Origin of the sequence: Nocardia sp. NPDC056564, assembly GCF_042793755.1 — a bacterium.
In the GTDB taxonomy this organism is placed as follows: domain Bacteria; phylum Actinomycetota; class Actinomycetes; order Mycobacteriales; family Mycobacteriaceae; genus Nocardia.
The window spans coordinates 210061-234552 of record NZ_JBHTUR010000009.1; the positions used below are offsets into that span (position 1 = coordinate 210061).

20 protein-coding genes are annotated in these 24492 nt (G+C 68.7%); 7 read left to right on the forward strand and 13 right to left on the reverse strand.

The genetic code is table 11. From position 1 onward, the window contains the following. The 10 genes from ACFQ9K_RS23415 to pruA form a co-directional block, all read right to left on the reverse strand. Window positions 1–1512, reverse strand: coding sequence for an aldehyde dehydrogenase (NADP(+)) (locus ACFQ9K_RS23415; RefSeq protein ID WP_378720493.1), 1512 nt, complete (start codon window positions 1510–1512; stop codon window positions 1–3). Next, window positions 1469–2605, reverse strand: a complete 1137-nt coding sequence (locus tag ACFQ9K_RS23420; RefSeq protein ID WP_378720492.1) for a mandelate racemase/muconate lactonizing enzyme family protein — start codon at window positions 2603–2605, stop codon at window positions 1469–1471. The genes ACFQ9K_RS23415 and ACFQ9K_RS23420 overlap by 44 nt, the downstream gene beginning before the upstream one ends. Next, window positions 2602–3531 carry a 5-dehydro-4-deoxyglucarate dehydratase gene (gene kdgD / locus ACFQ9K_RS23425; protein ID WP_378720491.1) on the reverse strand — a complete coding sequence of 310 codons (930 nt, stop codon included), beginning with the start codon at window positions 3529–3531 and terminating at the stop codon, window positions 2602–2604. The genes ACFQ9K_RS23420 and kdgD overlap by 4 nt, the downstream gene beginning before the upstream one ends. 17 nt (window positions 3532–3548) lie before the next feature. Then, window positions 3549–4433 (reverse strand): LysR substrate-binding domain-containing protein, encoded by an 885-nt coding sequence (locus tag ACFQ9K_RS23430; protein ID WP_378720490.1) that lies wholly within the window; start codon window positions 4431–4433, stop codon window positions 3549–3551. Between the two features lie 83 nt (window positions 4434–4516). Continuing rightward, window positions 4517–5557 (reverse strand): lactonase family protein, encoded by a 1041-nt coding sequence (locus tag ACFQ9K_RS23435; protein WP_378720489.1) that lies wholly within the window; start codon window positions 5555–5557, stop codon window positions 4517–4519. After that, window positions 5554–6954 (reverse strand): sugar porter family MFS transporter, encoded by a 1401-nt coding sequence (locus ACFQ9K_RS23440; protein WP_378720488.1) that lies wholly within the window; start codon window positions 6952–6954, stop codon window positions 5554–5556. Before ACFQ9K_RS23440 ends, ACFQ9K_RS23435 begins: the two co-directional genes overlap by 4 nt. Before the next feature lie 114 nt (window positions 6955–7068). Beyond that, on the reverse strand, window positions 7069–7866 hold the full coding sequence (locus ACFQ9K_RS23445; RefSeq protein ID WP_378720487.1) for an NAD-dependent epimerase/dehydratase family protein: 798 nt from the start codon (window positions 7864–7866) through the stop codon (window positions 7069–7071). Window positions 7867–8087: 221 nt separating this feature from the next. Then, entirely contained in the window at window positions 8088–9524 is a 1437-nt protein-coding gene (locus ACFQ9K_RS23450) for an amino acid permease (RefSeq protein ID WP_378720519.1), read from the reverse strand. A 197-nt stretch (window positions 9525–9721) separates the two neighbouring features. Next, window positions 9722–10690: a proline dehydrogenase family protein gene (locus ACFQ9K_RS23455; protein ID WP_378720486.1), complete on the reverse strand. Its 969-nt coding sequence runs from the start codon at window positions 10688–10690 to the stop codon at window positions 9722–9724. After that, the gene (gene pruA / locus ACFQ9K_RS23460; RefSeq protein ID WP_378983582.1) at window positions 10690–12327 is read right to left on the reverse strand and encodes an L-glutamate gamma-semialdehyde dehydrogenase; all 1638 of its coding nucleotides are present in this window, start codon (window positions 12325–12327) and stop codon (window positions 10690–10692) included. Before pruA ends, ACFQ9K_RS23455 begins: the two co-directional genes overlap by 1 nt. Window positions 12328–12454: 127 nt before the next feature. Between pruA and ACFQ9K_RS23465 the strand changes: the two genes are divergently transcribed. Beyond that, on the forward strand, window positions 12455–13693 hold the full coding sequence (locus ACFQ9K_RS23465; RefSeq protein WP_378720787.1) for a PucR family transcriptional regulator: 1239 nt from the start codon (window positions 12455–12457) through the stop codon (window positions 13691–13693). A gap of 84 nt (window positions 13694–13777) precedes the next feature. On the opposite strand, the gene ACFQ9K_RS23470 is transcribed toward ACFQ9K_RS23465, so the two are convergent. After that, window positions 13778–14080 carry a hypothetical protein gene (locus tag ACFQ9K_RS23470; protein WP_378720788.1) on the reverse strand — a complete coding sequence of 101 codons (303 nt, stop codon included), beginning with the start codon at window positions 14078–14080 and terminating at the stop codon, window positions 13778–13780. Between the two features lie 116 nt (window positions 14081–14196). Further along, window positions 14197–14790: a TetR/AcrR family transcriptional regulator gene (locus tag ACFQ9K_RS23475; RefSeq protein ID WP_378720789.1), complete on the reverse strand. Its 594-nt coding sequence runs from the start codon at window positions 14788–14790 to the stop codon at window positions 14197–14199. Between the two features lie 107 nt (window positions 14791–14897). Here ACFQ9K_RS23475 and ACFQ9K_RS23480 point away from each other — a divergent pair, with 107 nt between their 5' ends. Together ACFQ9K_RS23480 and ACFQ9K_RS23485 are read left to right on the forward strand one after the other, a co-directional pair. Next, window positions 14898–16940, forward strand: a complete 2043-nt coding sequence (locus ACFQ9K_RS23480; RefSeq protein ID WP_378720791.1) for an alkyl/aryl-sulfatase — start codon at window positions 14898–14900, stop codon at window positions 16938–16940. 288 nt (window positions 16941–17228) lie between these two features. After that, window positions 17229–18095, forward strand: coding sequence for a hypothetical protein (locus tag ACFQ9K_RS23485; RefSeq protein ID WP_378720792.1), 867 nt, complete (start codon window positions 17229–17231; stop codon window positions 18093–18095). 188 nt (window positions 18096–18283) lie between these two features. Here the strand turns inward: ACFQ9K_RS23485 and ACFQ9K_RS23490 are convergent, their stop codons facing one another. Then, the gene (locus ACFQ9K_RS23490) at window positions 18284–19408 is read right to left on the reverse strand and encodes a BTAD domain-containing putative transcriptional regulator (protein WP_378720793.1); all 1125 of its coding nucleotides are present in this window, start codon (window positions 19406–19408) and stop codon (window positions 18284–18286) included. A 351-nt stretch (window positions 19409–19759) separates the two neighbouring features. Here ACFQ9K_RS23490 and ACFQ9K_RS23495 point away from each other — a divergent pair, with 351 nt between their 5' ends. From ACFQ9K_RS23495 to ACFQ9K_RS23510, 4 genes are all read left to right on the forward strand, one after another. After that, a complete protein-coding gene (locus tag ACFQ9K_RS23495) occupies window positions 19760–20692 on the forward strand; it encodes a LysR family transcriptional regulator (protein ID WP_378720794.1) in 933 nt (310 codons plus the stop codon). 88 nt (window positions 20693–20780) lie between these two features. After that, window positions 20781–22523 (forward strand): AMP-dependent synthetase/ligase, encoded by a 1743-nt coding sequence (locus tag ACFQ9K_RS23500; RefSeq protein WP_378720795.1) that lies wholly within the window; start codon window positions 20781–20783, stop codon window positions 22521–22523. Between the two features lie 103 nt (window positions 22524–22626). Next, the gene (locus tag ACFQ9K_RS23505) at window positions 22627–23877 is read left to right on the forward strand and encodes an NAD(P)/FAD-dependent oxidoreductase (protein WP_378720796.1); all 1251 of its coding nucleotides are present in this window, start codon (window positions 22627–22629) and stop codon (window positions 23875–23877) included. Next, window positions 23874–24479 (forward strand): GDSL-type esterase/lipase family protein, encoded by a 606-nt coding sequence (locus ACFQ9K_RS23510; protein ID WP_378720797.1) that lies wholly within the window; start codon window positions 23874–23876, stop codon window positions 24477–24479. The genes ACFQ9K_RS23505 and ACFQ9K_RS23510 overlap by 4 nt, the downstream gene beginning before the upstream one ends. The last annotated feature ends 13 nt before the right edge of the window (window positions 24480–24492 follow it).

The following is a 24492-nucleotide window of genomic DNA, read 5'->3' on the forward strand; positions in this document are numbered from 1 at the left end:
TCAGTCTCGCTTTCCGTCGATGCGGCGGGGGAGGCGCCACGGGTTGTCGTCGCGGAGGGCGGGTGGGAGCAGGCTGTCGGGGAAGCCCTGCCAGGCGACGGGGCGCAGGAAGCGGTCGATCGCGGCGGCGCCGACCGAGGTCGTCGTGGGCGCGGTGGTGGCGGGGTAGGGGCCGCCGTGTTGCTGGGCCCAGGTGACGGTGACGCCGGTGGGCCAGTCGTTCCAGATGAGCCGTCCGGCCAGGGCGGTGAGCGCGGGCAACAGCGGGCGGACGTCCTCGATCTCGCTGTCTTCGGCGAAAACCGTTGCGGTGAGTCCCGGTTCGAGTTCGCCGAGCAGCGCGTTCAACTCGGTCGTCGCCGCGTACTCGACCACCAGCGCGGCGGGGCCGAAGCATTCGGTGCGCAGCGATTCCGCGCCGGCCAGGAAATCGGCGGCGGAGATCGTCAGCAGGGTCGGCGCGAGCAGGTCACCGTGCAGGTCGGGCGCGGAGAGCGCGGTGACCGAGGGCTGGTCGCGCAGGTCGGTGACGCGCGTGCGGAAGCCGTCGGCGATGCGGTCGTTGAGCAGCCGTTGCCCTGGCGCCTCGCGCACGGCCGTACGGAGCGCGTCGGTGAGACCGTGGCCTGCGGGCAGCAACAGCAGTCCGGGCTTGGTACAGAACTGCCCGGCGCCGAGGGTGAACGAGCCGAGGAAGCCCGTCACGATCTGGCGACCGCGGGCGCGCACCGCGGCGGGCAGCACGACCACCGGATTGACGCTGCCCAGCTCGCCGTAGAACGGGATCGGCCGGGGGCGCGAGGTCGCGATGTCGAACAGCGCGCGCCCGCCGGGCACCGACCCGGTGAAGGCCGCGGCGGCGATGGCGGGATGCCGCAGCGCGGTGGTGCCCGCGTCGATGCCGTGGATGACCTCGAAGCCGCCGGCCGGCCCGCCCGCCTCGATCAGCGCGTCCCGCACGATGACTCCGGTGCGTGTGGACAACCGCGGATGCCCGGGGTGGGCCTTGAGCACGACCGGGCAGCCCGCGGCCAGCGCGGAGGCGGTGTCGCCGCCCGCGACGCTGAACGCGAACGGGAAGTTGCTCGCGGCGAACACCAGCGTCGGACCGAGCGGGACCACGCTGCGGCGGATATCCGGTCGCGGCCCCATCGGCCACTGTGGGTCGGCGTGATCGACCGTGGCCCGCAGGAATTCGCCGTCGGCCAGCACCTCGGCGAACAGCCGCAGCTGAAACGTGGTGCGCGCCAACTCGCCCCGCAACCGCGGGCTTTCCGGGAGCTTGGTTTCCGCGGCGGCGAGCGGCACCAGCTCGTCGGCCGCGGAGTCGATCGCGTCCGCGACGTGGATGAGCCACCGTGCGCGCTGGGCAGGTGTGGATTCGGCGAGCGGGGCGGCGGACTCCGCCGCCGCGTCGATGATCCGGGACAGGTCGTTCGGGTCGGTATCCATGATTTCTCCGAAAGAGTCAGGCGCGGGCGGAGTATTCGGCGACGGTCCAGGCGCGCGCACGGTCGCTGAGCGTGACGCCGAGGCCGGGACGTGCCGAGAGGAGCATGCGTCCGCCCGCGATGTCCAGTCGCTCGTCGAACAGCGGATCGAACCATTCGAAGTGCTCGACCCAGGGTTCGCGGGCGTACGCGGCGGCCAGGTGGACGTGCACCTCCATGACGAAATGCGGTGCCAGTTGCAGGTTTTCGCGCTCGGCCAGCGCCATCACGCGCAGGAACTGGGTGATGCCGCCGATCCGCGGTGCGTCGGGCTGCACGATATCGGCGCCCCCCGCACGGATGAGCTGGGTGTGCTCGGCGACGCTGGTCAGCATCTCCCCGGTCGCGATCGGGGTATCGAAGGTGGCCGCGAGCAGTGCGTGGCCGTCGAAATCGTAGGCATCCAAGGGCTCTTCGATCCACACCAGCCCGAACGGCTCGAACGCCCGGCACATCCGGCGCGCGGTCGCCCGGTCCCACTGCTGATTCGCGTCGACCATCAACGGCACGCCGTCGCCGAGCTTTTCCCGCACCGCGGTGACCCGGGCCAGGTCGACGGCGCTGTCCGGGTGTCCCACTTTGAGTTTGACACCGCCGATCCCGTGCTCGAGCGACGCTGCCGCCCGGTCGAGGACCTCCTCGATCGGCGCGTGCAGGAATCCGCCGGAGGTGTTGTAGCAGCGCACCGAATCCCGGTGCGTGCCGAGCAGTTTCGCCAGCGGCAAGCCGGCGCGCTTGGCCTTCAGGTCCCACAGCGCGACGTCGAACGCCGCGATCGCCTGCACCGCCAGCCCGCTGCGTCCGACCGAGGCGCCCGCCCACATGAGCTTGTCCCAGATCTTGGCGATATCGCTGGGATCCTCGCCGAGCAGCACCGGGGCCAGCTCCCGCGCGTGCGCGAATTGCCCCGGCCCGCCCGCCCGTTTCGAGTAACTGATGCCGAGGCCGACGAGTCCGGACGCGGTGGTGATCTCCGCGAACAGCACCGCCACCTCGGTCATCGGCTGCTGCCTGCCGGTCAGCACCTTGGCGTCGCTGATCCCGGTCGGCAGCGGCAGCGCGACCGAGGAGACGCTGACCTCGGTGATGCGGTCCAGTGTCGCCGCGCCGGTCATGCCGCGCCCGCGCCGGTGACGGTCGCGATCAGCGCCCCGAGTTCGGTGCGTTCCGCGTCGGTGAGGTTGGTCAACGGCGGCCGCACCGGCCCGGCGGGACGGCCGATCGCGGTGAGCCCGGCCTTGATGATGGACACCGCGTAACCGGGCCGCCGGTCGCGAATATCCAGATAGGGGATGACGAACTCGCGCAGGTGCCGGTAAACGGTGTCCCGATCCCGTGCCCGCACCGCGCGATAGAACGCGAGCGCGAATTCGGGCAGGAAGTTGAAGATCGCGGAAGAGTAAGTGGTGACACCCATTTCGGTGTACGGGAGGGCGAAGGTTTCCGCGGTCGGCAGGCCGCCGATGTAGGTGAGCCGGTCGCCGAGCCGGGCGTAGATCCGGGTCATGGTCTCGATATTGCCGACGCCGTCCTTGAATCCGACCAGGTTCGGGCACCGGTCGGCCATCCGGGCCAGGGTCACGTCATTGCAGGTGGCGTTGGCGCGGCTGTAGAAGATGACGCCGAGCGAGGTGGCCGCGCAGATCGTGGCGACGTGCTCGATCAGACCCTCCGGCCCCGCCTCGGTCAGATACGGCGGCAGCAGCAGAATGCCCTCGGCCCCAGCGACTTCCGCCGCCCTGGCCTGCTCGACCGCGGCCGCGGTCCCGGCCGTGGCCGGCGCGATCACCGGTATCCGGCCGCCGGTCTCGGCGACCGCAGCCCGCACCACCTGATCGATTTCGGCGGGGGTCAGTGAGAATCCCTCGCCGGTACCGCCGGCCGCGAACAATCCCGCGACGTCGTATTGCGCCAGCCAGGCGATGTGCTTGCGGTACGCGGCCTCGTCGAAGGCCAGGTCCGCATCGAAATGCGTGACCGGGAACGACAACAGCCCCTTGCCCAGCGCGGGGCCCAGTTCGTCAGCGGATAGATGCGACATGTGTTTCCTTTCGATGATCAATGCGCGGGTGGCAGCGAGTCGAGCAACCGCACGACCCGCGGCAACGCCGGGTTCGCGCAGTTGCGCCGCCACACCGCGTACAGGACAACCGGATCCTCGACGCCGTCCAGCGGCCGGAACCGCACGCCGTCGGGGTGCAGGTGGCTCGCGGTCTCGGGCACCAGCGCCAGCCCACGACCCGCCGCGACCAGCGCGAGCATGGTGTGCACCTGGGTCAGCTCGTGCGTCGACGTATAGGGCACGGCCGCAAGGATTCCCGCGACCAGGTCGGCGAAATACCGGGCCGGGCCCGGCGCGTACACCAGCAGCGTCTCCCCGCCCAGCGCCTCGGTCGCGATCGGGCCGTCGCCGGACAGCCGGTGCCCGTCGGGCAGGGCGAGCATGAGCCGCTCGGAATGCACCAGCTCGCAATCGAATTCGGTCCGATCGAACGGTGGCCGGGCCAGCGCCAGGTCCAGCGTTCCGCTGCGCAGGTTCTCGAACTGATCGGAACTGACCATCTCGCGCAGCACCACCTCGACGCCGGGCAGTCCCTGCTCGATGTGGTTGAGGAACCGCCCGAGGAACCCGAATCCGGAGGCCGCGGTGAACCCGATCCGTACCGTGCCCGCCCCGCCCGCCGCGACCAGCCGCGCGGTGCCCGGCGCGCCCTCGGCCAGCGCGAGCAGCCTGCGTGCCTCGATCAGGAACACCTCGCCGGCCGGGGTGAGCTGTGCCTGCCGCTGGCTGCGGTCGAACAGCTCTACCCCGATGTCGCGTTCCAGCTTCTGGATCTGCCTGCTCAGCGGCGGCTGGGTCATGCGGAGCCGCTCCGCCGCCCGGCGGAAGCTGCCCTCGTCGGCCACCATGACGAACCCGCGCACCTGCTCCAGTGAGATCATGGCTGCCAGCCTGCCCGCCGCGGCCCGAAGATGCGGCTGATCCAGCAGCCACGGGCGAGTCCCGCGGTCCTCGACGCGGCGGGTCATGCGGCAGGCAGGTCGATGATCTCGACCCAGTTGGGGTTGCGGCCGACCGGGACGCGGTGCAGCGCCGTGAGCGCACCGGTGGCGTGGTCGATGGCGTAGCTCGTGATCGCGTCGGAGTTCTGTCCCGCGGCCACCAGGAAGCGCCCGCGCGGATCGATGGCGAAGCCGCGCGGCTGGGACTCGGTGGGGGTGTGGCCGAGCGGTTCGAGCGCGCCGGGCGTGCCGTCGACGCGGAATCCGACGAGGGTATCCGACGTTCGTTCGGACACATAGAGATAGCGTCCGTCGGGGGTGATGTGCACGTCCGATGTCCATGGACTGCCGGAAAAGTTCTCCGGCAGTACGGAAATCGAGGACACCGGGGTGAGCGTGCCGGTCTCCGGATCGAACAGGTAGCTGCCGACCGTTCCGTTCAGCTCGTTCGTCACGAAGGCGACCCGGCCGCTCGGATGGAAGACGATATGCCGCGGCCCCGCACCGAGTTCGGTGCCGACGGCCGCCGGTCGGTGGGGCGTCAACCGGCCGGAGGTCGCGTCGAACCGGTACTGCAGGAGATGGTCGCCACCCAGTACCGCGGCGAATACCTGCCGATTCGACGGATCGGCGACGATCGAATGCGCGTGCGGCGCAGTGCCAAGGACCGCGACCGGTGGCGCCGCGACGACGCCGTTGCCGGAGATCGGGTTGACCGCGATCTGGTTGCCGCTGTAGGAGGCGCTGAACAGGAACCGTCCCGTCCGATCGGTGGCGAGATAGGCCATGTTGTCCGGCAGCGGAGTGGTCGCGGCGGCCGTCAGCCGGCCGCTCACCGGATCGATGGCGTACGTCGTGACCGCGAACGGTTCCGACCGCAGCCCGGCGTAGAGAAACCGGCGGTCCGGCCTGATCGCCATCGGCATCACCGTCCCGCCCGCAGGCACCGACTCCACCGGTGTGAGCACACCGGCGGAGTCGAGCGCCAGCACCGAGATCTCGCGGCTGTCGGCGTTCGACACGTAGACGACACCGCGCGTCCCGGCCTCGGATATCCGAGTCACGCCTGCTCCACGGCGCGCCCGCCGACCCGGGCCCGTAGATCCAGTTCGATCTGCTCCAGACTGCGTCCGTTGGTCTCCGGCACGAACCGCTGCACCAGCACGAACATCACCACGCTCACCCCGGCGAAGCACCAGGCCGACTTGGCCAGTCCCAGATGGTCGTTCATCACCGGGAACAGGAAGGTGATGGCGAACGTCGAACTCCACAGCACCACGCTGCCGACCCCCATGCCCACGCCGCGCACGCGCAGCGGGAACACCTCGGCCATCATCACCCAGACCACCGCGCCCCAGCCGAGTTCGTATCCGGCCAGATAGACGTTGAGCAGGATCAGCGTGGTCAGCCCGGTCACGGTGTGGTTGTCCACGGTGAGCACGATGACGCCGAGCAGGAACAGCGACGACGCCATGCAGACGTTTCCGAGCAGCAACAGCGGTTTGCGCCCCCACCGGTCGACCACGAAGATCACCCAGGCGGTGAACGCCACCTTGACCACGCCGAGCACGATGGCCGCCAGCAGCGAGGTCGAGTTGCCGAAGCCGAGATCGGTGAACATGGTTGGCGCGTAGAGGTTTACCGCGTTCACGCCGGAGAACTGCTGGCCGATCGCGAGAATCAGCGCGACGATCAACGCGGGCCGCGCCCAGGGCGCCCACAGATCGCGCAGGCGGCCCTTCTGCTGCACATCCAGCTGATTCACCGTGCGGATGTTGTTCAGCTCGCTGTCGATCTCGTCCGACCGGTGCGTGCCGGCCAGCACGGCTCGCGCCTCGTCCTCGCGGCCCGCCTTCACCAGCCAGCGCGGCGTCTCCGGCAGCACGGTCATGCCGAGGAACAGCACCACCGCGGGAATCGCCGCGACGCCGAACATCAAGCGCCAGTTGCCGGATCCGGACAACGCCCAGTCGACGATGTAGGCGATCAGGATGCCGGACACGATCATCAGCTGGTTCAGCGTCGACAACGCGCCGCGCGCCCTGGTCGGCGCCAGTTCCGAGAGATAGGTGGGCACCGTCGCGGAGGAGCAGCCCACCGCGATGCCGGTGACGAACCGGGCGATGACCAGCACGGTCACATTCGGCGCCGCCGCGCAGCCGAGCGCGCCGATCCCGAACACCACCGCGGCGATCATGATGGTCCGCCGCCGGCCGAGCCGATCGGTGATCCGGCCCGCGATGGCCGCGCCGATGATCGCGCCCGCGGCCAGGCAGCCGCCGATCACGCCTTTGGTCACCGAGGTCAGCTCCCAGGCGTCCTTGATGAACAGCAGCACGCCGGAGATGACCCCGAGGTCGTAGCCGAACAGGATGCCGCCGAGCGCGCCGAAGAAATAGAGGAAACGAACATTGGTGCCGAGGGCCGATTTCCGGGCCTGCACCGAGGATTTGTATTGCATTGTGCTGCGCTTCTTTCGCGGTCGAGCAAGTGCCCTCAGCGTCACATGCTGAACAGGCGGTATTGCGGAAAGCGTGATGCGAACTCGGTATCGCGCTATGCGTTTCGAGTTGCGTCAGAGGGGATTGGGCGTGCCGAGCGGGGTATCGAGGAATGCGCCGCCGATAAACTCCGGCGCCGTACCGCCGAAGAGCTCCGCCGCGAATTTCTCGGCGTCGTCCAGGCTGCGATAGCCGAGTTCTTCGGCTTCGCGCAACGACACCACGGCGCGGGTATTCTTCGACACGCCCCAAATCACCCGGAACCCAGGGTGTTCCGCGTTCAGGCAGGCTTCGAACAGGCGTGCGCCGTCGTCGGGCGAGAGCCACATCGACAGTCCCCGAACATCATTCGGCCGCTCGAAGCACGACCCGATCCGGACGCAGAGCACATCCATGCCGAACCGTGAGTGGTACAGACTGCCGAGGGCTTCGATCGCCGCCTTGCTGAACCCGTAATAGGTGTCCGGTCGCGCAGGCGCCTCTCCGGCAATGCCATCCGGCCCGGCCTCGTCGACCCTCCGGTATCCCACCGCGTGATTGCTCGACGCCAGCACCACGCGCGAGATGCCTGCCTGCCGCGCGGCCTCCAGAACGGTATGCGTCCCATCGACATTCGCCGCGAGCACCCGCGCCCAGCCGTCCTCGCGGCTGATCCCGCCGAGATGGATGATCGCGTCCACGTCGCGGCAGGCGGCCGCCATGGTGCCGGGGTCGGTGAGCGAGCCGGTGACGATCTCGACCCGCTCATCCGTTGCGGGAGCGGGGAGTTCGGTCAGATCCAGCAGCCGCAGAACGCGGTCGGGGCGGCGTAGTCGCGGCCGCATCAGCGTGCCGATCCCACCGCCCGCGCCGGTGATCAGAATCCGGGTCATGTGTCCCTCCTGGGTCCAGCGGCGACTGTGGTTTGGATCACTCGCCGTGCGACTGCCAGAAGGCTAAAGCGCTGGACTGATGCCTGTCCAACACTCTTTCGATATCGACTGATGCCAGTCGGGCATCAGTGCTGCCCGAAGAACAAGGCTGGGTGGGTGGCCCGAAGGCCGACCCACCCAACCGGCCCGAGGGACTGGCGTCAGTGCCCCTCGGAGTTCTCTCAGACGAGCTCGGCGGTGTCCGCCGTGCCCGTGCGCTCCAGCTTGGAATGCGTGCGCGAGTACAGGAAGTACACCGCGAGCCCGACGACCAGCCACACCCCGAACCGCACCCAGGTCTGCCACGGCAGCGACCAGATGAGATACAGCGAGAAGCCGATGCCGATCAGCGGCACCACCGGCATCAGCGGCAGCCTGAACTCGCGGGGCTCATCCGGCCTGGTGCGGCGCAACACGATCACGGCCACCGACACCACGATGAACGCCATCAGGATGCCGATATTGGTCAGCTCGGCCACCACGGTGATGTCCAGCAGCCCGGCCATCACCGCGGCGCCGATGCCGACGATCCAGGTCACCCGGGTCGGCACCTTGCGCACCGGATGCGTCTTGGCGAACCACTCGGGCAGCAGCCCGTCGCGGCTCATCGCGTACCAGACGCGGGTGACGCCGAGCATGAAGGTCAGCACCACGGTGACGATGCCGACGATCGCGCCGATCGCGATGATGTTCGCGATGCCCGGCATCCCGACCGACTCGAACGCGGTGGAGAACCCGCTGGTCGGGCTGATGTCGGTGTACTTCTGCATGCCGGTCAGCACCAGCGTGGCCAGCACGTAGAGCACCATCGCGATGCCCAGCGAGTAGAGGATCGCCTTCGGCAGATGCTTCTTGCCGTCCGTCGATTCCTCGGCCGCCGTGCTCATCGCGTCGTATCCGAACACCGCGAAGAACACGGTGGCCGCGCCGGTCCACACCGCGCCCTGGCCGAACGGGAAGTACGGCGTGTAGTTCGAGCTGTCGATGTGGAACACGCCGAGCACCACGATCAGCACGACCAGGGCCACCTTGATGCCCACCGCGACGGTCTCGAACCGGCCGACGCTGCGGATGCCGCGGGAGAGCAGCCACGCCGTGCCGAGACAGAAGAGCATTGCGAACACGTCCACCACGTGGCCGTCGCCGGTGCCGTGCGCGCCCATCATCCAGTCCGGCAGCGTGATGTCCACCTGCCCGAGCAGGAAGCGGAAGTAACCGGACACGCCGATCGCGACCACCGCCGCCACCGCGATGTACTCCAGCAGCAGATCCCAGCCGATGAACCAGCCCGCGATCTCGCCGAGTGAGACATACCCGTAGGTGTAGGCCGAGCCCGCCTTCGGCACCATCCCGGCGAATTCCGCGTAGCAGAGCGCCGCGGCCGCGCTGGCGACACCGGCGATCAGGAACGAGATCAGCACCGAGGGTCCGGTGACGGAGTGCGCTACCGCGCCGGCGAGGGTGAAGATGCCCGCGCCGATGATGCCGCCGACGCCGATCGCCGTGAGCTGCCACAGGCCGAGCGAACGGGACAGCTGCTCATCGGCAGGCCCGTCGTCCTCGACCTGTCCCATGGGTTTGCGGCGCAGCATTTGGCTGCGCAACTCCGCGATGGACATGTAGTTCCTTTCGTCCTCCACGCTCCGCGACTATGCGTAACGCAGATCACACTTCGAGCTGTGGTTACTAAATACGACCACAGCGCGACTGTGATCGGCGAGTTGGCCAAATATTGTTCAAGGTGGTTGGCCAACCGGACGGGCGGCCTCGCGCATGCGCGCTCGCCAGCGCTATGCGCCGTGCGACGCGCCGACCGTCACCGCTGACTACCCGGCTTCAGCGACCGCAGGAAGAACGCCACATTGGCCGGACGCTCGGCCAGCCTGCGCATGAAGTAGCCGTACCACTGATCGCCGTAGGGCACGTACACGCGCAGATGGTTGCGCTCCTCGACCAGCCTGCGCTGCTCGGCGTCGCGGATGCCGTAGAGCATCTGGAACTCGAACTCGTCGGCCTTGCGGTGGGTCGTGTCGACACACCGCTGCGCCTCCGCGATGAGCGCCGGATCGTGCGTCGCGACCATCGGGTAGCCGTCGCCGAGCATTAGCACGCGCAGGCAGCGCAGGTAGGACTCGTCGACCTCCGTGCGGCTCTGGAACGCGACGGACGCGGGTTCCTTGTAGGCGCCCTTGCACAGCCGGATCCGCGAGCCGTACCCCGACAGCTCCCGGCAGTCGCCCTCGGTGCGCCGCAGGTACGCCTGCAACACCGTGCCGAGGCTGGGGAAGTCCGCGCGCAGCTCGCGCACGATCCCGAGCGTGGAGTCGGTGGTGGTGTGGTCTTCGGCGTCGATGTTCACCCAGACCCCGGCCTCGGCGGCGGCCGCGCAGATCCGGTGCGCGTGCTCGAGCGCGATCGCGTGCCCGTCCTTGGGCAGCGACTGGCCCAGCGCGGACAGCTTGAGCGAGACCTCCAGCGGCCGAACCGCTTCCGTCTCGATCTCGACCTCGAGCCGGCTCAGCGCGGTCAGCATGTGCAGGTAGTGCGTGACCGTGGTGCGGGCCTGCTCGATCTCGGTGGTGTCCTCGCCGAGGTAGTCGATGGTGACGTAGCGGCCGGAGCCGAGCAGCGCCTCGACCGCGGCGACCGCCTGGTCCGCGGAGTCACCCGCGACGAACCGGTCGACCAGTTTCTTGGTCGTCGGCATCCTGGTGATGGTGCGTTCCATGCGCGGCGAGCGGGACGCGGCCAGCATGGCGGGGCGCAGCAGCGCGGAAAAGGCCATCACATCTCCTGGTGCGGGTAGCGGTGATCGGTCGCCGGGACGAACGTTTCCTTGATGGTGCGGGCGGAGGTCCAGCGCAGCAGGTTCTGCGGTGAGCCTGCCTTGTCGTTGGTGCCGGAGGCGCGCGACCCGCCGAACGGCTGCTGGCCGACGACCGCGCCGGTCGGCTTGTCGTTGATGTAGAAGTTGCCCGCGGCGAACCGCAGGCCCTCGGTCGCCTTGGCGATCGCGCCGCGGTCGTCGGCGATGATCGCGCCGGTCAGCGCGTACGGCGAACCCCGGTCGACCAGCTCGAGGGTCTGCTCGAACGCGCCGCGGACCGAGTCGTCGTAGACGTGCACGGACAGGATCGGGCCGAAGTACTCGGTGCTGAACGCCTCGTCGGTCGGATCCTCGCCGAGCAGCACGGTCGGGTCGACGAAGTAGCCGACCGAGTCGTCCGCGTGCCCGCCGGCCGCGATGGACAGGCTCGGCGTCGCCTTCGCGCGGGCGATGGCCTCGACGTTCTTGTCGAACGCGCGCTTGTCGATCAGCGCGCCGCCGTAGTGGCTGAAGTCGGTGACGTCGCCGTAACTCAGCGTGGCCACCTTATCGAGGAACTCGCGACCCATCTTGGCCCACACCGACTTCGGGATGAACGCGCGCGAGGCGGCCGAGCACTTCTGGCCCTGGTAGTCGAACGCGCCGCGGATCAGCGCGGTGGTCAGCACGTCCGGATCGGCCGAGCTGTGCGCGACGACGAAGTCCTTGCCGCCGGTCTCGCCGACCAGGCGCGGGTAGGAGTCGTAGTCGGTGATGTTGGCCGCGACCGAGCGCCACAGGTGCTGGAAGGTCGCGGTGGAACCGGTGAAGTGGATGCCGGCCAGGCGGCGATCCGCCAGCGCCACGTCCGAGACCTTCGGGCCCGCACCGTGCACCAGGTTGATCACGCCGGGCGGCAGGCCGGCCGCCTCCAGGAGCTTCATCGTCCAGTACGCGGCGACCGACTGGGTCATCGCCGGCTTCCAGACCACGGTGTTGCCCATCAGCGCGGGCGCGGTCGGCAGGTTGCCCGCGATCGCGGTGAAGTTGAACGGGGTGATCGCGTAGACGAAGCCGTCCAGCGGCCGGTACTCGACCTTGTTCCACACGCCGGGGGCGGAGATCGGCTGATCGGCCAGGATCTGCCGGGCGAAATGCACGTTAAACCGCCAGAAGTCGACCAGCTCGCACGGGCTGTCGATCTCGGCCTGGTACGCGGTCTTCGACTGACCGAGCATGGTTGCGGCGGCGATCGTTTCGCGCCACGGTCCGGCCAGCAGGTCGGCGGCGCGCAGGAACACCGCGGCACGATCCTCGAACGACAGCGCCCGCCAGGCGGGCGCGGCGGCGGTGGCCGCGTTGATCGCGTCCTCGACGTCGCCGGACTTCGCGGTGGTCAGCGTGCCGAGCACGGCGGCGTGCCGGTGCGGCTGCACGACCTCGATCGTCTTGCCCGAACTGCGCCGGTGCTCGCCCGCGATAACGTGGTGCACCTCGGTCGGGGTCGCGCCGAGCTCGGCCAGTTTCGCCTGCAACCGTGTACGTTCCGCACTACCGGGCGCGAACGTGCCGACCGGCTCGTTGGCCGGCCGCGGTGTGGACACGATGGCGTCCATGATTCCTCCTGCTGGATGTGGCAACTCTGAGGTCAGGCGAAGTCAACACCGGAAAAACGCGCGGGAAATGGGCTAAAAGGACAAAGATGGGATGAGTGTGTTGTCGAGTTGGCCGAAAGGCGTAGTCGTGGCTGTTGATAGTGGGCTGGTTGCCGCGGACATCGACCTGTTCGGTCTGGCGCAGATCGTCGCGCAGAACGCGGGTGGCATGGTGTCGATCGAGGACCCGCAGTCGCATGTGCTGGCGTATTCCGCCTCCGACGAGGCGGCCGACCCGATGCGGGTGATGTCGATCCTGGGGCGGGAGGGGCCGCGCGAGTATCTGGCGGTCCTGCGCAAGTGGGGAGTGTTCGATCGGCTGCGACAGACCGACGAGGTCATCGATGTGCCGGAGCACAAAGAGCTGAACATCAAGCGCAGGCTCGCGGTGAGCGTCCGGCATCCCGCCGACGGCGCCGCGCGGGCGCCCCGGGTGCTCGGCACCATCTGGTTGCAGCAGGGGGATCGAGAGTTCAAGCCGGACGCGGCGGAGATCCTGCGCGGGGCCTCGGCGATCGCCGCCCGGCTCATTTCGCGCAGCCTGGATGCGCCGTCCACCGAGGCGTTGCTGGTGCAGCGGTTGTTCGGCGTCGGTGGGCCGGTCGATGTCGCGACGGTCGCGGCGGCGCTGAATCTGCCGCTGACCGGTCCGGCCGCCGTCGTCGGGTTCGCGCTCACCGCCACCGAAACCGCGCCCGCCACCGAGCCTTCCGCGCTGGGCAACATGCTTCGCTTGCGCGCCAGCTCATTTCGCAGCGACTCGGTGACCACGACGCTCGGCGACCGGGTTTATGTGTTGCTGCCGAGCTACAAGGCCGCGCACGCGGTGACCGCGTGGACCCGCCAACTCGTCGAGCAGCTGGAATCCAAACGCGCACTGGCCCTTCGAGCGGCCATCGCCTGCCCCGTGCCCGAGCTGGGCGGGGTCGCCGGCGCGCGGCGTGAGGTCGATCGAGTGCTCGACAGCACCGTGGCCACCTATCCCCGCGGGCGGGTGACCACCCTCGCCGACTCCCGCACCGCCGTCCTGCTCGGCGAAATCCTCGATCTCGTCGGCACCCGCCCGGAGTTGCACGACCCTCGCCTGCGCGCCCTGTCCGACTACGACCGCAAGCATTCCGCCAGCCTGCGCGAGAGCGTCGACATCTATCTGCGCGAACACGGCGACGTCCGCAACGCCGCCACCGCCCTCCAGGTGCACCCGAACACGTTGCGCTATCGCATCCGCCGCGTCGAGGAGATCCTCCGCATCGACCTCACCGACCCCGCCGACCGCCTGCTGCTGGAAATCCAGCTCGCCCTGCACCGCCGCGAACACGGCCGCTGAGCCAGCCGCACCACCCTTGACTTCGCGCACCTGGAATCGCATGCAATTTTCGGTGCGGGAAATCAGGAGTGGTGCGGCCGCGCGCTAGCACTTTCCGGTGGCGGCGTCCCGGATGCCGGCGATGGTGGATTGGCGGTCCACTTCGCTGAGCGACGGCCACTGCGCGGATTGGGGGAGCAGCGAAATCGTCTCCTCCGCAGTCTTGTTCGCCGACTCCTGGCTGACGTCCTTCAGCTTGCTCAGTACCGGCAGATAGTTCTGGCACGACGACCCGCGCACCTCGGCATTCAACGTGGGCGTGGCCGGCGCGGCATCCTTACCGCCCGACGAACTACACCCGGAAAGCGCCAACACAACCCCGATAGCCAGCAAGGCAATGCTTTTCATCCACGATCTCCTCATCAGAATGGGGAGACCCTACCCGCCCCCACCACCCCCGTCCACGCAACTGGAGCCCCGCCCAGTCAGGCGATACCGCCCGCTCAGCCGGATGATCATGTCGGTCAGCAGGGGTGGGCCGGGGTGAGTAGTGCGTGGAGGGAGTGGCGGATGGCGGTGGAGGCCGCCTTCTGGGTCAGGCCTCGGCGGTCGGTGAGGTGGTGGCGGAGCGGCCAGGCGAGGGTGGCGTCGAGGAGGTCGAGGAGGTGGCCGGGGTCGGGGCGGGGGAGTTCGGGGGCGAAGGTTTCGGCCAGGGCGGTGCGGATTCTGCTGTCGGTGAGGCGCATTCGTTGATCGATGGCCGGGATGCGCTGGGATTCCAGGAGACCGAGGATGCGCGGGTTGCGTTGGCGGGCGAAGATCGCCTCGCTTTGGCGCAGGGCGGCGTCGATGCGCTGGGCGAGCGGGAGACCGGGGTCCGGGCGCTCGATGAGGGCCTCGACCTCGGCGGACTGCTGGTCTACGACGGCGATGCGGAGGTCGTCGCGGCCGGGGAAGTGGACGAAGATGCTGCGCTCGGAGACGCCGGCCCGGGCGGCGATGCTCCTGGTGGTCGGGTCGGTGTCGCCGTCGATGACCAGGGACAGCAGGGCGTCGACAATGGCGCGGCGGGTTTGCTCGGGGTTGCGTCGTCGCCGGGGTCGGGTCGCCTCGCTCATAGGGTTCATCCCACCACATGGTGACACTATTGCAGTAAGACTGCAATAGTGGGTAGGGTCGGCAGGGCTCAGCGGCCCGGCTGTGCCGATCGAGATGGGAGCGCGACATGGATGGTGAGCAGGAGAAAGGCTCGGTGCCGCGAGTATCTCGACGGGGGGTGTTCGGGGTCGGCGCGGCCGCGTTGGCGGCGGCGGGGACCGGGGTCGGATTGAGCGCGTGCGGGGATTCGGTGACGCTGAGTCCGTCGGCGACGCCGGTCGAGCCGAGCGCGCACATCACCGAGGCGAACAAGCGGATCGCCGCCACCCTGCCGTTCGCCGACGCCGCCGACTTCGCGGACGCCGATCGCGGATGGATCGCGTCGCTGGAGCCGGGCGTCGTCCACGACAGTGCCGGAAAGGTCGTGTGGGACAACGATTCCTATGGCTTCCTGCGGGAACCCTGTCCGCTGTCGGTGAATCCGAGCCTGTGGCGACAGTCGCAACTGACCGTCAAGCAGGGGCTGTACGAGATCGCGCCGGGCTTCTATCAGATCCGCGGCTTGGATCTGTCGAATATGACTCTGGTCGAGGGCAATACGGGCGTCATCGTCATCGATCCGCTGGTGTCGGCGGAGACCGCGGCGGCGGGCCTGGCGCTGTATCGCAGGCATCGCGGCGACCGGCCGGTCACCGGCCTGATCTACAGCCACGCCCACGTCGACCACTTCGGCGGCACCCTCGGGGTCACCACGAAGGACGAGGTCGCGGCCGGCCGCTGCCCGGTGCTCGCGCCGTCCGGATTCCTCGAACACGCTGTGTCGGAGAACATTTACGCCGGAACGGCGATGGCTCGGCGGGCCGCGTACATGTATGGAGCCGCCCTGCCGCGTGGTCCGAAGGGGCAGATCGGCGCCGGCCTGGGGCAGACGACCTCGGTCGGCACGATCACCCTGCTCCAGCCGACCAGGGACATCACCCGTACCGGCCAGGAAGAAACGGTCGACGGCGTCCGGATGGTGTTCCAGCTGACCCCGGGCACCGAGGCGCCGGCGGAGATGAACTTCTACTTCCCGGACTGCCGCATCCTGTGCATGGCCGAGAACGCCACCCACACCATGCACAACCTGCTGACCCTGCGCGGCGCCCTAGTGCGCGATCCGCACGTCTGGTCCAGGTACCTGACCGAGTCGATCAACCTGTACGCGCGCAACGCCGATCTCGTGTTCTCGTCCCATCATTGGCCGATCTGGGGGACGGACCGGGTCGTCGAGTTCCTGTCCGTGCAGCGAGATCTCTACGCCTACCTGAACGATCAGACCCTGCGCCTGCTCAACCAGGGCTATGTCGGCAGCGAGATCGCCGAGATGATGCGCCTGCCGCCGGCGATCACCGAATCCTGGTCCACCCATGGCTATTACGGCTCGGTGTCGCACAACGTCAAAGCCATCTACCAGCGTTATATGGGTTGGTTCGACGGCAATCCCGCCCACCTGTGGGAACATCCACCGGTCGAGTCCGCCAAACGGCACGTCGACGCGATGGGCGGCGCGACCGAGACCCTGAAGAAGGCGCAAACCGCCTACGACACAGGTGATTACCGCTGGGCCACCCAGCTGGCCAACTATGTGATCTTCGCCGACCCGCGCAACGACACCGCGAAACGCTTGCAGGCGAGCATCTTCGAACAACTCGCCTACGGTGCCGAGAACGCCACCTGGCGCAACTTCTACCTCAGCGGCGCCGCCGAACTGCGCAACGGTTCGTTCGGTACGCCGACCCAGGGCAACTCCCTCGGCGTGCTCGCCGCGCTCACCGTCGACCAGGCCTTCGACGCGATGTCGTTACGCATCAACGGCCCCGCGGCCTGGGACACCACCGTCACCTCCGACTGGCGCTTCCCCGACGACGACAACCGCCTGCACCGCGCCGAACTCCGCAACGGCGTGCTCATCCATTACGACCGCACCCCTGCCGACGGCCTGCCCGCCGCTGACGCGACGGTCACCCTGACCAGGGCCGCGTTGGCGCGAACCCTGCTGGCCGGTCAGGACTTTCAGGCCGCCGTACTCAAGGGTGACATCGCCATCGAAGGCGACATCTTCGCACTGAAGAAGCTGAAGGACCTCTTCGACAAACCGGACCCGAACTTCGCCATCGTCACCCCGTGACGGTGTGTTCCCCACTCGACTGGGGAGCCCCGCGACCGGTCCTTCGTGACATGCTTCAGTCGGCTGTCCGGAAAGTGGCGGCAGACAGCGCGGACCTGCACGTGCGCACCACGTCTCGGTAGTTCCGGCTGCGCTCATCGCGCCGGTCCCGCGCGGAATTGTCTGTCGCGCTGGACGATTCGCGAACTCGGCCGGGTGTGGTCGCGCGCCCGGCGGTGACTCCGTCGACGGCGGGACTCGGGATGCGGCCAGGCCGCGCAGCCGACGTCTACAGGGAGTGGTTGACCGATGCGAAAATCTGGCCCGATCACCGGATCGGTACTGATAGTGGCCGGGCTGCTGATCACCGGCTCGGCGGCGCAGACCACCGCGCACCCGAACACACCGGAGAACACGTCGGACAACTCGCCGGCGCTCTCGATCAGCCTGCCGGACCTGACGTCGACCGAGCCGCCGCCGACCGATCCGGCCCCGGTCGACGGCGCCCTGCCAGACGACAGCACGACACCCGCCGATCCGCCGATCGTGCCCTTGGACTCGACGCCGTCGGAATCGCTGGACTACACGCCACCGGCCGAAACCCCGGCGGACCCGGCGCCGATCGCGGACCCCGGCACGACCGATCCGCCGGTCCTCACCACGACGGACCCGCCGATCACCACGACAGATCCGCCGATCACCACCACGGATCCGCCGATCACGACGACGGATTCGCCGACGCCGACCTACACGACGGATCCCACGTTCCCGACGCAGCGACCGCGGATAGAGCTGTCGATCGAAGTGACGATCCAGGTCCCCGGCCGGTCCCCGGCCCCGTGCGGCGTCTACTACTGCCCGAGTTCGACACCGTCCGTGTCGCCGACGCCGACGACTACGCGTCCGCTGGAACCTTGCCCGACCACATCGACCCTGTCGAGCACCCCGCGACCGACCACATCGCCGCCGCGAACCCCGTCCACCGTCCGCCTCCCGCCTGGAATGTCCACCACGACACCGACATCCACCCCTACGCCGACCCCGTCATGCCGCCCCATCACCACAGTCCTGCCTTACCAGCAGCCGACTACTACGACGTCGACCACCACCCCATCGCGAACCCCCACCACAACCCCCACCCGAACGACCACCCCCACCCCCACACCACGCAGATAGAAGAGAGCGCCGAAACCGACCCCGCCGCGGATTCCCGAACACGACGGGCAGTACGCGTCAGGGGGCGAGGAGCGGCTGGTGCGGATCAGGTCCGCGGTCGTTTCAGGTGTCGACCAGTCGGTCTCGGCTGAAACCAACTCTCGCCCCACCCACCAACGGCCCACTAACGACGCACCAACGAACCGGTCTCACCCCGCCGGGACCAGCGTGAACGTCAGCTCGTAGTCGCCGATCCGGATCACTGCCCCGTCGATCAGCACCCCGGTGTCGACGATCCGCAGCCCATCGACGAAGACCCCGTTCGACGACAGCAGATCCTTGATCAGATAGGTCAGCCCGTTGTGCAGAATCGCCGCGTGATGCCGGCTGACCTTGCCGTGCTCGAGCACGATGTCGTTGTCCGGCAACCGGCCGAGCCGGGTGATCGTGCCGGTGAGCGGGTAGGTCTGGCCGGACCGCTCGCGCAGCAGCGCGGTCTGCGCACCGGAGCTCTGCTCGACGATCGTCGTCGCCCCGATGGAGGCCGCCACGGCGTGCGCCCGGCTGTCCAGGGGGTCCTGCCGGAGGATGCGCGCTTCCAGCTCACGAATGGGCGGGCTCGGATCGATGCCGAGTTCGTCGGCCAGCGTCGCCCGCAACCGCCGGGCGGCGTCGAGCGCGTCGGATTGCCGCCCGTCGGCGTACAACGCGGTGATCAGCTGCGCCCACAACGGTTCACGCAGCGGATAGTCCCGGACCAGCAGTGCGAGTTCGGACGCGACCAGGCCGGCCCGTCCCTGCGCGATGTCCGCCTCGGCCCGCGCCTCGATCGCGCTGAGCCGGTCGTCGTCGAGCACGGTCGCGTACGCGTCGGCGAAGGCGAGGCCACGCAGATCCGCGAGCACCGGCCCACGCCACTGTTCGATCGCACTGGACAGCAACTCACTGGCTTGCCGGAACTGCCCCGCGCTCAACGCCCGCAACCCGGCGTCTTTGCGCACCCGGAACCGCTGCACATCACTGGCCTCGTCGGCCACGGTCACCCGATATCCGGCGCCGACTTGGGCCAGCACGGACCGTGCATCGATCCCGTTGTCCCGCAGCGGCTTCCGCAGATTCGAGACGATGGTGTGCAAGCTCGTCCGGATGTCCGGCGGCGGATTGTCCTCCCACACCGCCTGCGCCAGCGCCTCCACCGACACCGGCCGGTTCGCGTTGATCACCAGATACGCCAGCACCGCCCGCTGCTTCGGCCCGCCGAGCGCCTGCCCGGCGCCGTCGATGGTCAACTCCACCGCGCCGAGTACGCCGAACCGCGCGCGCACCTCGGTCATGGCAGGTCTCCTCCCCACGTGCGGCATCCATCCGTCGTCTGTGAGCCTACCGAGCCCGGGACCCGCTTCCGGCGCGCGAGCGCGAAACACGCGTCGCGCGGGCGGTTCGCGACGGTATTCTGCCTGGCCCGCAACGTTTTCCGGGGGTGCGGGGGAAGTCGGGGGCTTGCCCCGCGCTGCCCGATCGGGGATGCTGATTGGTCACGGGATGCGACTTAGCACATGTCCCCGCCGGACCGGGGTGAGTTCACCCGCCCGCAACGGTCCCGGCGACATCCGTGCGATCGCGGTTCATCCGGGGTTACCCGACGCGGCCTACCTTTCGGGGTACGCGGAAAAGGAGCCTGCGGCATGGAGTTCCGACATCTGGTTTCATTCATCACGATTGCCGAAGAGCTGCATTTCGGCCGCGCAGCGCAGCGCCTGCATCTCACGCAGCCAAGTCTCAGTGCCCAGCTACAGAAGCTGGAGAAGTCGTTGGGCGTGCAATTGGTCGCACGCAACTCGCACGAGGTCAAGCTGACCCCGGCGGGCCGGGAGTTCGAGGGCCAAGCCCGCATCATCGTCGCACAAATGGACCGGGCCGCCCAGGTCGCGAAGGCGACCGCGGAGGGGCGGGCCGGCACCCTGAACATCGGCTACAACCTGCCGGCCAGCAGACACGTGCTGCCCGACGCGTTGACCAGGATGACCGAGCAGCACCCCGATATCGTGGTGTCGCTGTGGGAGAAACGCACCGGGCCGCAACTCGCGGCGCTGGCCGACGGCTCGCTCGACCTGGCCATGGTCTACGGCCACCCGAGCACCACGGATTTCCGGTACCGGCGTCTGCTGCACCGGGTTCCGCTGGTGGCGGTGGTCGGCCGGCGGCACCGATGGGCCGACCGGCCCGGTGTGCCGTTCGCCGAACTGGAGGGCCAGGAGTGTGTGCTGTTCGCGCGCGACCAGTGTCCGGCCATGTACGACTCGATCTTCCGCGCGGCGGCCGATACCCGGATCACGCTGTCGGTCGCGCAGACGGCGGACGATCCCGGCGCGACCGCGCACATGGTCTCGGTGCGGCCGCTGGTGGGGTTCGCCTCGCTGCCGCGCGCCATTTCGATGGGTATGGGCGCCCCGGGCAGCAGCTCGGTGGCGGTGAAATTGCTCGATCCGGTGCCGACGCTGGATTTGTACGCGGTGTGGCGTGCGGACGAATCGAATCCGGCGGTATCGCTTTTCCTGGAGTGCGTGGCGTCGCCGGAACCGGCACGCATCGATATTGCCCGTGCGGTGTCGGCCTAGTCTCGTCGATAGGCCATGACATTCGCGCGGTAGGAACCGCGATATCGACCGGTCCCTAATTCGGCACCGACCACCAGAATTCGACACTGTGAACAAAGTGTCTGTCACCGCGGTATCCAGCACCGAGAATGGAATCGACCTTCCGGACGACGCGAGTTTGTACTCGGTGATTTCCGGAGCGGCCGCCGAACATCCGCAACGGCTTTCGCTGTGCGGCGCCGACGGAACGCAACTCACCTGTGCCGACGTCGATCGGCAGGCCCGCGCGCTGGCGTCCGCACTGGCGGCGCGCGGGGTGACGGCGGGGGATCGGGTCGCGATCCTGGGCCGCACCGGCCTGGAGTGGGCGCTGCTCGATTGCGCCGTGCTCGCGCTGGGCGCCGTGGTGGTCCCGGTGTACCCGACCTCCTCGGCGGCGCAGATCGAGCACATCCTCGCCGACAGCGGCAGTGCGTATTTCGCCGCCGAGGACGAGACGGACGCGGTGCGCCTGAAGGCGGCCGGCGCCGAGCAGGTGTGGACGTTCGCCCAGCTCGCCACCTGGGCGGGCGGCGACGTCGACCCTGGCCTCGCCGAACGCGTCGCGGCGGTGCGCGCCGACGACCTGGCCATGATCGTCTACACCAGCGGCACCACCGGAGTGTCCAAGGGCTGCTTGATCACTCATCGCAACATGTTCGTCTCCGCGGCCAACACGGTGCGCCAGACCGGCGCGATGTTCGACGGGACGACCGTGCTCGCGCTGCCGCTTGCGCACGTGTTCGGCCAGACCATCCTGTTCGCCTGCCTGGCCGGCGGCAGCCGCACGCATCTGCTGCCCGGTATCCCGGACCTGGTGCCGGTGCTGCCGACGCTGCGCCCGACCTTCCTGGCGCTGATCCCGTTCGGGCTGGAGAAGATTCGCAAGTACTGCCGCACGCTGCTGTCCGGCGCCGAAGAAGCGGAGGCGGTGGCGCGCGGGCTGGAACTGCTGAATGCGCGCGCGACCCCGGAACTCTCGGATCATCCGGTCGCCGCCGCGCTCGGCGGGCGGCTGCGTCACGTCATCTCCGGCGGTGCGTCCCTTGATGATTCGACCGCTGGCTTCTACGCGGGCTTCGGTGTGGTGCTGCTGAACTGCTACGGGCTGACCGAGGCGGCGACCGCGGTGACCGTGAGCGCGCCGGAGACCAACCGGGTCGGCACGGTCGGCCGCCCGATCCCGGGGACGTCGGTGGCGATCGCCGAGTCCGACGGCGAGGTGCTGGTCGGCGGCCCGCACGTCTCGCCCGGCTACTGGGGTGCCGCCGCGGATCAGGCCCACCCGTCGCCCGACCACCACCCCTCATCGAGTCGCTCCGCGACGCAGCTGTCGATCGACGCCGAAGGCTGGTTGCGCACCGGCGATATCGGCGAACTCGACGCCGACGGATACCTGCGCATCACCGGCCGCAAGAAGGAAATCCTGGTGACCTCCGGCGGCAAGAATGTCGCGCCGGCCCCGCTGGAAGACCGGGTGCGACTGCATCCGCTGGTGAGCAACTGCATGGTCATCGGCGACGGCCGCGACTTCGTCACCGCGCTGATCACCCTGGATCCGATTCAGCTGCTGCGCTGGCGCGAGCAGACCCCCGACGGCGATCTGTCCGCCGCCATCCAATCCGCGGTCGACGACGCGAATTCGCTGGTCTCCCGGCCCGAGTCGATTCGGGCTTTCCGGATCGTAGACGGTGATTTCACCGTCGAGGACGGATTGTTGACTTCGTCACGGAAATTGCGCCGGGCCGCGATCGCCGCCGCATATGTCGCGGATATCGACGTCCTGTATCAGCCGCGGCAACCCGCTGTATAGGCGACACCGATCGCCCGATGAATTACGGCTTCCCCGGTGGTTATCGCCTCCGGCGGGCCACAGACTCAATTTCAGTATTCGACTACCGGAAAGTGATGCGAACATGTACGACGTCATCGTTGTCGGAACTCGGGTCGCGGGTTCTCCGCTGGCCATGCTGCTCGCCAGGAAGGGCTACCGGGTCCTCGCGGTGGACCGCGCCACCTTCCCCAGTGACACCCCCTCGACCCACTACATCCACCAGGCCGGCCTCGGCCTGCTGCGGCAGTGGGGCCTGCTGGACCAGGTCGTCGCCGCCGGCACCCCGGCGATCCGGCACCTGAACTTCTCCTACACCGACATCGTGATCAAGGGCTTCGCCGACGTGTCGGCCGACGGCATCGACGCCGTCTACTGCCCGCGCCGCACCGTGCTGGACAAGATCCTGGTCGACGCCGCTGGCAACGCGGGCGTCGAGGTGATCCACGGATTCACCGTCAACGAGCTGATTTTCGACGGCGACACGGTGGCCGGCATCCGCGGCCGGGTCGGCGAGGGCGCCGAGCAGGAGTTCCGGGCCAAGCTGGTGATCGGGGCCGACGGCTCGAACTCGACGGTCGCCAAGGCGGTCGGCGCCGAGGTCTACGCGGGGTCCCCGGCGGCCTGCTTCATCTACTACTCCTACTACGACGGCCTGGACTGGGGCATGCAGCACCGCACCGGTTTCGGCGAGCAGCAGTTCGCGTCCTGGCCGACCAACGACGGCCTGGCCCTGGTCGCGGTGATGCGCAAGCGGGACCGGTTCCGCGACTTCCGCACCGACCCCGATGCCGCCGTGCAGGAGATCGTTTCTCAGATCGACCCGGAACTCGGTGTGAGCCTGAAGGATTCGGGCAAGCGGGTCGAGCAGTTCCGGCCGATGCTGTACCCGGACAACTACCGCCGCCGCTCGTTCGGTCCCGGCTGGGCGCTGGTCGGCGACGCCGGCTACCACAAGGACCCGTTCACCGGCTGGGGCATCACCGACGCGTTCAAGTACGCGCAGCTGCTCTCGGACCTGGTGCACGAGGGCCTGTCCGGCGCCCGCCCGATGGCCGAAGCGCTGGCCGAGTACGAGCGCGAGCGCGACCTGCAGAGCGCGAGCACTTACGAACTGACCGAAAGCATTTCGGGCCTGTCGCTGTCGCCGTACTACGACTCGGTGTTCCGCGCCACCAGCTACGACGCCGAGTACACCAAGGGCTTCTTCGGCCTGATCGCCGGAATCTACTCCCCGGAGAAGTACTTCGGCGAGCAGGAGCTGGCCGACCTGTACGAGAAGGTCGACTTCCCGGCCGCCGCACGGCATGTCAGCAAGGACGGGATTTCCGCATGAGCATCCCCGGCCTGACGGCGTTGGGGGACAGCTTTGTCGAGGGCCGCGGCGATGCCGCGGCCGGGGGCGGCTACCGCGGCTGGGTGCCGCGACTCGGTGGCCAGCTGGGGCTGCGGCCCGCGGCGGTGCGCAACTTCGGCGTGCACGGCGCGACCACCGCCGTGGTGGTGGAACAGCAACTGCGCCGGGCAGTTTCGGCCCGGGCGGCGCTGTTCGGGGTCGTGGTCGGGGTGAACGATCTGGTCAGCGACTTCGACGCCGCGCGCTTCGAACGCAATCTCGCGACCATCTTCGGCATGTTGCGATCCAGTGGCGCAACGGTATTCACCGCGAGCTACCCCGATATCCCGGCCCGCCTGCCGGTTCCGGACAGCTTCCGGGCACTGCTGCGGGAGCGGTTCGATTTCGCCAACCTGGTGCTCGCCGAGGTCACCGCCGACACCGGCACGCTGCTGCTCGATATCGCGACCGAACCCGAGTGGGCGCTGCCCGAGGTGTGGACCGAAGACGGCCTGCACCCGAGCTCGCTCGGCCACCACATGTTCGCTGCGGGCGCGGCCGAGCTCATCGCGTCGCGTACCGCGACCACCGTCGCCGCCTGATCTTTTCATCCGG